The organism is uncultured Campylobacter sp. (assembly GCF_938039245.1).
Lineage (GTDB): Bacteria > Campylobacterota > Campylobacteria > Campylobacterales > Campylobacteraceae > Campylobacter_A.
The window spans coordinates 1-9,368 of sequence record NZ_CALHVN010000027.1 but is presented as its reverse complement, the minus strand read 5'-3'; the positions used below and the strand labels follow the sequence as shown (position 1 = coordinate 9,368).

General features: G+C 47.8%; 11 protein-coding genes. All 11 read left to right on the top strand.

Annotation, left to right across the window (positions count from 1 at the left end):
- Positions 1-874: homoserine kinase (gene thrB, locus Q0218_RS04890; RefSeq protein WP_297966918.1), on the top strand; the 874-nt coding region annotated here is incomplete at its 5' end.
- A 25-nt stretch (positions 875-899) separates the two neighbouring features.
- A complete protein-coding gene (locus Q0218_RS04885; protein ID WP_297966915.1) occupies positions 900-1,184 on the top strand; it encodes a hypothetical protein in 285 nt (94 codons plus the stop codon).
- The gene (gene infB, locus Q0218_RS04880; protein ID WP_297966912.1) at positions 1,150-3,840 is read left to right on the top strand and encodes a translation initiation factor IF-2; all 2,691 of its coding nucleotides are present in this window, start codon (positions 1,150-1,152) and stop codon (positions 3,838-3,840) included. Before Q0218_RS04885 ends, infB begins: the two co-directional genes overlap by 35 nt.
- The gene (gene rbfA / locus Q0218_RS04875; protein ID WP_297966909.1) at positions 3,837-4,208 is read left to right on the top strand and encodes a 30S ribosome-binding factor RbfA; all 372 of its coding nucleotides are present in this window, start codon (positions 3,837-3,839) and stop codon (positions 4,206-4,208) included. The genes infB and rbfA overlap by 4 nt, the downstream gene beginning before the upstream one ends.
- Positions 4,195-4,623 (top strand): ribosome maturation factor RimP, encoded by a 429-nt coding sequence (gene rimP / locus Q0218_RS04870; protein WP_297966906.1) that lies wholly within the window; start codon positions 4,195-4,197, stop codon positions 4,621-4,623. The genes rbfA and rimP overlap by 14 nt, the downstream gene beginning before the upstream one ends.
- Positions 4,624-4,937: 314 nt before the next feature.
- On the top strand, positions 4,938-5,831 hold the full coding sequence (gene accD, locus Q0218_RS04865) for an acetyl-CoA carboxylase, carboxyltransferase subunit beta (RefSeq protein WP_297966903.1): 894 nt from the start codon (positions 4,938-4,940) through the stop codon (positions 5,829-5,831).
- 2 nt (positions 5,832-5,833) lie between these two features.
- Positions 5,834-6,289, top strand: coding sequence for a 23S rRNA (pseudouridine(1915)-N(3))-methyltransferase RlmH (locus Q0218_RS04860; RefSeq protein ID WP_297966900.1), 456 nt, complete (start codon positions 5,834-5,836; stop codon positions 6,287-6,289).
- Positions 6,290-6,298: 9 nt separating this feature from the next.
- Positions 6,299-6,652: an RNA polymerase-binding protein DksA gene (gene dksA, locus Q0218_RS04855; protein WP_122863290.1), complete on the top strand. Its 354-nt coding sequence runs from the start codon at positions 6,299-6,301 to the stop codon at positions 6,650-6,652.
- 9 nt (positions 6,653-6,661) lie between these two features.
- Positions 6,662-7,699, top strand: coding sequence for a LapA family protein (locus Q0218_RS04850; RefSeq protein ID WP_297966896.1), 1,038 nt, complete (start codon positions 6,662-6,664; stop codon positions 7,697-7,699).
- Complete coding sequence (locus Q0218_RS04845; protein ID WP_297966921.1) at positions 7,696-8,613, top strand: tRNA-dihydrouridine synthase; 918 nt, start codon at positions 7,696-7,698, stop codon at positions 8,611-8,613. The genes Q0218_RS04850 and Q0218_RS04845 overlap by 4 nt, the downstream gene beginning before the upstream one ends.
- A 2-nt stretch (positions 8,614-8,615) precedes the next feature.
- Positions 8,616-9,230: a recombination protein RecO gene (gene recO / locus Q0218_RS04840; RefSeq protein ID WP_297966893.1), complete on the top strand. Its 615-nt coding sequence runs from the start codon at positions 8,616-8,618 to the stop codon at positions 9,228-9,230.
- The last annotated feature ends 138 nt before the right edge of the window (positions 9,231-9,368 follow it).

The window sequence follows — 9,368 nt, the reverse complement described above, 5'->3', positions numbered from 1 at the left end:
AGTTCCCGCCACGAGCGCAAACATCGGTCCCGGTTTTGACGCCCTAGGACTTGCCTTAGAGCTACGCAACACAGTCGAGATAACGAGGGCAAACTTCGCCTCCGTGAGCATTTTGGGCGAAGGCAAAGACAACGCGCTTCTTAAAAAAAACAACATTTTTTTATCTATTTTCAATGAAATTTACGTCAAACTAACGGGCAAAAAAGATACTTTTCGCATGATTTTTACCAATCAAATCCCGTTTTCTCGCGGACTTGGAAGCTCCTCTGCAGTCATCACTTCAGCCATCGCGGCGGCTTATGCGGCGGCTGGGTTTAAGGCGGATAAAAGCGCGATTTTAAACCAAGCCCTAGTTTACGAAAACCACCCCGACAACATCGCTCCGGCGACGCTTGGCGGCTTTGTTAGCTCCGTCGTCGAAAACGGCAAGGTAAAATCCCTAAAAAAACCTTTGAGCGCCGATATCAAAGCCGTCGTCGTGATCCCGGATAAGCCGATGAGCACGAACGAATCTCGCGCCAAACTACCCAAAAATTTTACGATGAGCGAGTGCGTTAGCAACCTCTCTCACGCCGCATTTCTCACGGCTTGCTTTTTTAGTGAAAATTACGAGCCTTTAAGGACGGCGGCAAAAGACGTCATGCACGAGCAAATCCGCATGCAAAGCCTACCCGAGCTCTTTGAAGTGCGCAAGATAGCCTACGAAAACGGCGCTCTTTTAAGCACACTTTCAGGTAGCGGATCGAGCTTTTTAAATATCGTTTACGCGGGCGATGCGGCAAATTTAAAACAAAAACTGCAAGATAAATTTAAGAGCTTTCGGATTGAAATTTTTAATTTCGACAACGACGGGATAAAAATCCTACAAAGCTAAAAAAAAGCTAAAAGAAGTTATAATAATGGCTCAAAAATTTATCCCTATCAGGACGTGCATGGTCTGCAAAAAGCGCTTTGAACAGCAAATTTTGCGTAGATACAGACTGATAAATTCTTCGCTATTTTTCGGAAACGGAAACGGACGCAGCTTTTATCTTTGCGAAGAATGTCTAAAAAAAGACGAGAAAATTTTAAGAAAATCGCTCGGAAGAGTCGCAGGCAGCTTTATCGCGACGCTACAAAACGGGCAAAATTTAAAGGAGATACTCTTAAATGGGGACTGTTCGAATTTCAGAGATAGCAAATGAGCTCGGTTACAATAGCAAAGAGGTTTTAGAAAAGGCTATTGAACTTGGGCTAAAGGTCAAAACGCACTCAAGCGGCGTTAGTCCTGAAGAAGCGGCGGCGCTATACACCTACATCCAAACCGGCGAGATCCCCGAAGCTCTCAAGAAAAAACCGGAAAAGAAAAAACCGACCGTTAAAAAGGCGGAAACCAAAGAGGGCAAAGAGGAAAAAGAAAACAAACCTAAAGAAGCTAAAAAAACAAGCGCCGCAAAAGAAGAAAAGCCTTTGCCGAAAGAAAAAATAGAAACAAAAAACGACGAAAAATCCGAAAAAGAACAAAAAACAGTTACTCAAAAACCGGCAGAAAAAGCGCCAGAGCCAAAAACGCAAGTGGCACCGAAAGAGGAACCAAAGGTCGAACCTGCCGCCGAGCCGGTCCAGCCAAAAGAGAGCCTAGCCGACGTTAGTCTGCAAAAAAGACGCGGTCTAGTCATCGTAAAAAAGAAAAAAGACGAGCAGCCCGCACCTAGAGCAAGCGAGAGAAAAGAGTCTGCGCCGGCGCTAAATTTGGAAAATATGTTTAAATTTAGCGACGAAAAAATTGAGCGCAAAAAGAAAAAAGAGAAAAAACCGGTCATCGCGACTAAAAAAGACGGCACCACGAAGATGGATCTGCTCGGCGACCGCGATATGGCCGATATCGTGATAGACGATGAAGACGTAGTTATATTGCCTGATTTTTCAGTTCGAACGCAAACTCCGGAGCCTCAAAAAACAAAACAACCGACAAATACGGGGTACAAGCCGGTACTAAATAACTCGGTAAGTTCGTTTCTAGAGCAAGGTACCGCGCGCAGGCCTCGCAAAAAACATAAAAAATCACAACGCGCCGACCATAACGGCGAGGCGGTAACCTACGTCGAGATACCAAAAGAGATCCGCCTATACGAATTTGCCGATAAGATCAACAAGCAACCTAGCGAAGTCATCGGCAAGCTCTTTATGCTCGGCATGATGACGACCAAAAACGATTTTTTAGACGAGGATGCGATAGAAATTTTAGCCGATGAGTTCGGTATCGAGGTAAATATCGTCGATACGCAAGAAGAGTTTGACTACGTTAAGGCCTACGAAGAAGAAGAGCAGCTAGACGATATAAATTTGACCGTCCGCGCTCCGGTTATCACCATCATGGGTCACGTCGATCACGGCAAAACCTCGCTACTAGACTACATCAGAAGTTCGCGCGTAGCAGCTGGCGAAGCAGGCGGCATCACGCAGCACGTAGGCGCCTATATGGTAAACAAAAACAGCAAAAACATTACCTTTATCGACACTCCGGGCCACGAAGCTTTCACGGCTATGCGCGCTAGAGGAGCCAAGATCACCGACATCGTTATCATCGTAGTTGCAGCCGACGACGGCGTAAAACCGCAGACCAAAGAGGCCGTGAACCACGCAAAAGCTGCTGGCGTACCGATCATCATCGCGATAAACAAGATGGATAAAGAGGCCGCAAACCCCGACAAAGTAAAAAGCGAGCTAGCCGAGCTAGATATCCTATCTACAGACTGGGGCGGCACGTACGAGTTTGTACCGATCTCCGCAAAAACCGGTATGGGTATAGACGATCTACTTGAGATCGTACTCTTGCAGGCTGAAATTTTAGAACTAAAAGCAAATGCAAAGGCAAACGCGAAAGCAGCCATAATAGAAAGCTCGCAGCAAAAAGGCCGCGGTCCGGTAGCTACCGTTATCGTAGAAAACGGCACCCTAAAAGTAGGCGACATCGTGGTCGCAGGCATTGCGTACGGTAAGATAAGAAGCATAACCGACGATCAGGGCAAAATTTTAAAAGAGATAAAACCGGGCGAATGCGGCGTGATAATGGGCCTTAGCGAGATTCCTGAAGCCGGCGAAACGCTAATAAGCGTCAAAACCGACAAAGAAGCCCGCGAATACGCACAGAAAAAGGCCGAATACCTACGCCAAAAAGAGCTTAGCAAGACGACGAAAGTAAGCCTGGAAGAGCTTAGCGAAAAGATCGCCGAGGGCGAGCTAAAATCGCTCCCTGTCATTGTAAAAGCCGACGTTGGCGGCTCGCTAGAAGCCATCAAGGCAAGCCTAGAAAAACTTCGCAACGACGAGATAAAAGTAAATATCATCCACTCGGGCGTAGGCGGCATCACTCAAAGCGACGTAGAGCTAGCCAGAGCGAGCGAAAACTCCGTGATTTTAGGCTTTAACATCAGGCCGACGGGCGAAGTGAAAGAAAAAGCCAAAGAAAGCGGCGTCGAAATCAAAACCTATAACGTCATCTATAACCTGATCGACGATGTCAAGGCGATCCTAAGCGGCCTAATGTCGCCTGTCATCCACGAGGAGCAGCTCGGTCAAGCACAAGTACGCCAAGTCATCAACGTCCCTAAAGTGGGCGCGATCGCAGGCTGCATGGTGACCGAGGGCACGATAAACCGCGGCGCGAAAATCCGCCTCATCAGAAACGGCGTGGTCGTACACGAGGGTACGGTAAGCTCGCTAAAACGCTTCAAAGACGACGTGAGAGAGGTTGCTCGCGGCTTTGAGTGCGGCGTGGGTATAGACGGCTACAACGACATCAGAGAGGGCGACTATATCGAGAGCTTCAAAGAAGTAGAGGAGCAAGCTAGCCTATGAACCCCTCGGAGATAAAACGCCTGCGCACGCAAAGTGTGTTAAAAGAGCTACTGCCAGAGGCTCTATCTGCGCTTGAGGACGAGCTTTTACGCGGACTTTGCGTAACCGACGTCGAGTGTAAAAAGGGCAGATACGACGCGTTCGTATATCTAGATAAAATGATGTTTGACGAACGCGAGCAGGCCTATATACTAGACCGTCTAAAGCGCGTATCAAAGCACCTACAAAACCACTGCATGGCGGCCGAGGGCTGGTATAGAGCGCCTAATTTTCACTTTAAATTCGACGATAGGCTCGAGTACCAAAACCACATGGACGATTTGTTTGAAAAAATCTCAGAGGATCTAAACAAAAATGCAAAATCTTGAAAATCTGATCTCGCAGTGCGGCGTGCAACTCTACGACGTCGAGGTCGCAAACGAAAACGGCAGAGCCATTTATAGGATCTATATCACAAAGCCAGGCGGCGTAAATTTAGACGACTGCGAAAAGGTTTCGCGCCTACTCTCGCCGATATTTGACGTCGAGCCGCCTCTTAGCGGGGACTACGTACTAGAGGTTAGCTCGCCGGGACTTGAGCGAAAGCTAGAAAAACCGAGCCATTTTATCTCAAGCGTCGGAGAACTAGCTAAAATCTCGGTCGAAGTAGACGACGAAAATAAAAAGCTAAAAGGCAAAATTTTGTCCGCCGACGACGATGAGATCTCGTTTGAGAGTGAAGGTCAAATTTTAAAAATAAAAATCGCGAATATAAAAAAGGCAAAAACCTATATCGAGTGGTAAGCCGCAAATTTAAAGGCTTAAATTTAAGCTAATACCTCACCAAATTTTGGGTTAAATTTTACAAATTTGAGCGCTTTAATTTAGACCATAAATCTTAAACGCCTCGAAGTCAAATTTCTTAAATTTAACCTCAAATTTACAAACCGCCTCCGTATAAATTTAAAATTTACCTAAAAAGCACAGAAATGGGCGGCGTAAATTTCGGCGATTCTACCCGCTTACTCCCCAAAGCGTGCAGCGTAAATTTAATACCCGACTAGCAAAACATAAGCTAACTTTGGCTATAATCCCTAAATTTTTTAAAAGTAGGAACTATGAGCTTTTTAGATTTTTTTTCCAAAACAAGAAAGCAACAATCCGCTCCTAGCGAGGCTCCGGCGCACTGGGTCAAATGCGACAGCTGTCACTCGCTGATGTATTACAAAGAGGTTGAGGCAAATTTTAACGTCTGTCCAAAGTGCAGTTTTCACATGAGATTAGCCGCCGACAAGAGGATAGCGATGATCTGCGACGAAGGCAGTTTCGTCGAGCTTGACACCAAGCTAAAGCCCGTCGATCCGATTAAATTCGTCGATAAAAAATCCTATAAAAAACGCATAAGCGAAAACGAGGAAAAGACGGGCAGAAGCTCGGCCGTGATCTGCGGCGAGGCCAAGATAGACGGTATGAACGTGCAACTGGCGGTTTTTGATTTTAGCTTTATGGGCGGGTCTTTAGGCTCGGTCGAGGGCGAAAAGATCGTACGCGCCGCAAAAAGATCGCTCGATAAAAAGCAGCCTCTTATCATCGTTTCGGCTTCGGGCGGAGCAAGGATGCAGGAGAGTACGTTTTCGCTGATGCAGATGTCAAAAACTTCCGCCGCGCTAAAGCTGCTTGACGAGGCCAAAGTGCCCTATATATCGGTCCTAACCGATCCTACGATGGGCGGAGTTAGCGCGTCTTTTGCGTGGCTGGGCGACGTCATCATCGCAGAGCCCGGCGCTCTCATAGGATTTGCCGGACAGCGCGTTATAAAGCAAACCATCGGAGCCGATCTGCCCGAGGGCTTTCAAAGATCGGAGTTTTTGCTAGAGCACGGCCTAATAGACGCCATAGTCGAGCGCAAAGAGCATAAGCAGTTTTTGAGCGATATGATAAGGCTACTCTCAAACAACCCGGCCTACGCCGCCAAGCAGCCGAGCGCTCAAAATTTGGACGACGAGGAATAAATTTGGAAATTTCCGTGTTTTGCATCCAAAAGTCAAAACGTGAAAATTTTGAAAACGAGATCAAAGAGTACGCGAAGATGTCGTCGAAATTCGCCAAAATTTCGGACGTCGTTATCTTTAACGACAAGATTGCCAAAGCCCAAAGCAAGGGGCGAGACGAAGCGCTAAGAGCTTACGACGAGGTTTATGAGCCGAATTTAAACGGCTTTTGCGTGGCGCTTGACGAAGCGGGTCGCGAATTTAACAGCGAGGAGTTTGCTAAACTAATCTCGGACAAGGCTCAAATTTCGTTTTTTATCGGCGGAGCTTATGGGCTTAGTCAAAATTTTAAACAAAAAACGGACGCAGTCGTCAGCCTAAGCCGCATGACGATGGCGCACAAGATAGCAAAGCTTATGCTTCACGAGCAGATTTTCAGAGCTCTTTGCATAAACGCTAACCACCCATATCACAAGTAAAGGAACAAAATGCGTAAAAGCGACTTGGAGCAGTTTAAGGCACTTTTACTGGAGCGAAAAGCACAGATAACTAAAAACATTTTAGACTCGTCAAACGAGATGGCGGGACTTCGCCAAAGCGGCGTCAGCGACGAGTTTGATATCGCCTCCGTAAACGCCGATCAGCTCATCGAGCAATCAATCAGCGCTCAACAAAGACAAGAACTAGCCGAGATCGACGTCTCGCTGCGAAAGATCGCCGACAAAACCTACGGCATCTGCGAGATGTGCGAGGAGGAGATCGGGCTAGCGCGTCTACGCGTCAAACCGCACGCAAAATACTGCATCACCTGCCGCGAGATAGTGGAAAAAACCGCAAAATAGGGGTACGCCATGCAAATCAAACGTTTTATAGCTTGCGCCGTGCTTTACCTGGTCGTAGTCGGCGCGATCGTTTATCTTTTTGAGGGCGGCTCCTACGAGCTTCATCTTAAATTTGCCCTCTTTGGCAGCGACGCCGAGTATGCGTTAAATTTACCAGTCGCCGTTTGGATGATACTGCCGCCTGCGATTTTGACGATATTTTGCGTGCTTCATATGGCCTATCACGGGTTTAAATTTTACGCCTTTAAACGCAAAATTTCGCACGATGAGAAATTCTATAGAGACCTCAGTAAGGAAATTTTACTCGGCCTTGATACAAACAAAGACTTTAAAACGAACTTTTATAAAATCCCGTCTCAGATAGCAAGAGTCCTCTCACCCTGGGATAGATACAAAGACGCAAATATCGATGGTGAGGAGCTACAAAACGTCCTAGGCGTAATGCGCACAGTCAAAAACGGCGAAGTCGCCGACCTAAAGAAATTTAAGCTACCTAAGGACAATCCTCTCTTTATCAAAAACGAGCTAAACAAAATAGCGAATTTGGACGGGTACTATCTAGAAACGCTTAAAAAACCTACGGGCGATCAGGGAGAAATAGTCCGCGAAGCAAGGCAAAAGCTAATAAATTTAGGCTCGCTCGCCGATATCAAAAAATTTGCTCCAGATCTGGACGAAAAAGAGACCATGACTCTTATCGCCCGCTTTGCCAAAGACGAGATAAATTTGAGCAACGACGAGATTTTGGAGCTGTTAAATTCGGATAAAATTTCAAAAGACAGCTTTAGCATCAGCGCCGCGACGCTAAAAAACAAAATCGCTCCAGACGCTGTCATCGGCATATTCGAGCGCCTCAAAAACGAACGCCAAGAGGCGCAGGAAGCATACGTCTATCTGCTGTTTGAATTTGAGATGCTCGAGCGTGCACAGGAGGTTTTGGCGGGTTTTGAAGCCGGCGAATATCAAAATTTCCGCACCCTGCTATACCTCAGACAAAACGGCAAAAACGTCCCGACAGATCTATTTTTTAAGTACGCGCATTGCTGATAGATTTTTCAAAAAAGCCGCTTTTTCTAGCTCCGCTCGCGGGCTTTTCGGATCTGCCGCTTAGAAGCGCGGTCAAGCAGTTTGGCTGCGACGTAACCGTAAGCGAGATGATAAGCGCAAACGCACTGGTTTACGAGGGTAGCAAAACTCTTGAGATGCTCAAAAAATCTCCGCTTGAAACGCCCTACATCGTGCAGATCGCGGGCAGCGACGCGGACGTCATCAAAAAAGCGGTTGAGATTTTAAACGGTATCGAGGGCATCGACGGGATCGATCTAAACTGCGGCTGCCCGGTGCCAAAAGTCGTCAAACAGTCTGCGGGTTCAGCGCTGCTAAAAGATATCTCAAATCTAAAACGCATTGTAGAAACTATCAAAAAAACCTCAAATAAGCAAATGACCAGCGTCAAACTGCGCCTAGGCTTTGATGAAAAAATACCCGAAATTTTAGCCCTTGCTGCACAGGACGCCGGAGCGGACTACATCGCATTTCACGGACGCACGAGAGCGGGCGGCTACACGGCTACGGTAGACTACGCCGCGATCGGCCGAGCCAAAGAAGCAGTGACCATCCCCGTCATCGCAAACGGCGACATCTCGCCCGAAAATGCTACCGACGCGTTAAATTTAACTAATGCTGACGCACTAATGATAGGACGCGCCTGCATAGGTAGGCCGTGGGTTTTCCACGAGATAAAGACGGGCGGCAGCATCGACGCGGCGACGAAAAAGGCGATCATCTTGGCGCATTTTGACGCGATGATCGAGCACTACGGCGAGCACGGAGCGGCGATCTTTCGCAAGCACCTACACCGCTACTCCAAAGGCATAGACGGTGCAAGCGCCTTTCGCGACGAGATAAATCACATCGCCGAGCCAGACATCCTGCGCCAAAAAATCCAAGCCTTTTTCTAACCATGCAAGGCTACATCCTGCACACGCAAAAAGTGCGCGACGAGGACCTGCTCGTCTACATCCTCACGCCCTCGCTGCTAGTCAAATCCTACCGCTTCTACGGCGCGCGCCACTCAAACGTCCTGCAAGGTTACAAGATCGACTTCGAGCTTGAAGGCGGCGAAAACTTCCTCCCGCACCTGCGCAGCGTCCTGCATCTAGGCTACCGCTGGCAGCTCTCGCGCGAACGACTACTTGCGTGGCAGCAGTTTATGCGCCTACTCTACGCGCACCTGCGAGACGTCGAGCAGATAGACGAGGTGTATTTTCGCGAGCTCGAGCTTTGCGCCTCGCGCTTTGATAGGGGCGCTCCCAAACGCCTACTCATCGAGAGCTACGTGCGCATTTTAGAGGCCGAGGGCAGACTACACGACGAGCTCTTTTGCTTTATCTGCGACGAGCCCGTGGAGGATAGCGTTGCGCTAGCCAGGAGCTTCCTGCCCGCTCACGAGCACTGCGCTGCGCAAAAGGGCTTTGAGATAGAAAAGATAAAAATGCTCTTTAACGAGCGCTCTACGCTGCTACTTGACGATAGCGAGATAGACGCGCTATACTCGGTTTTGCTTCAGGGACTTTGAGCTGCTTGCGAAATTTATACAGGTTAAAATTACGTCAAACTCTCTTAAATCAGCAACTTATTTAGTTTTTAAGATTCGCCCCGCTTCACGAAGCTATCGCGTACGGGCTTGCTAACGGGCTAAATTTAGAGCGTCTAA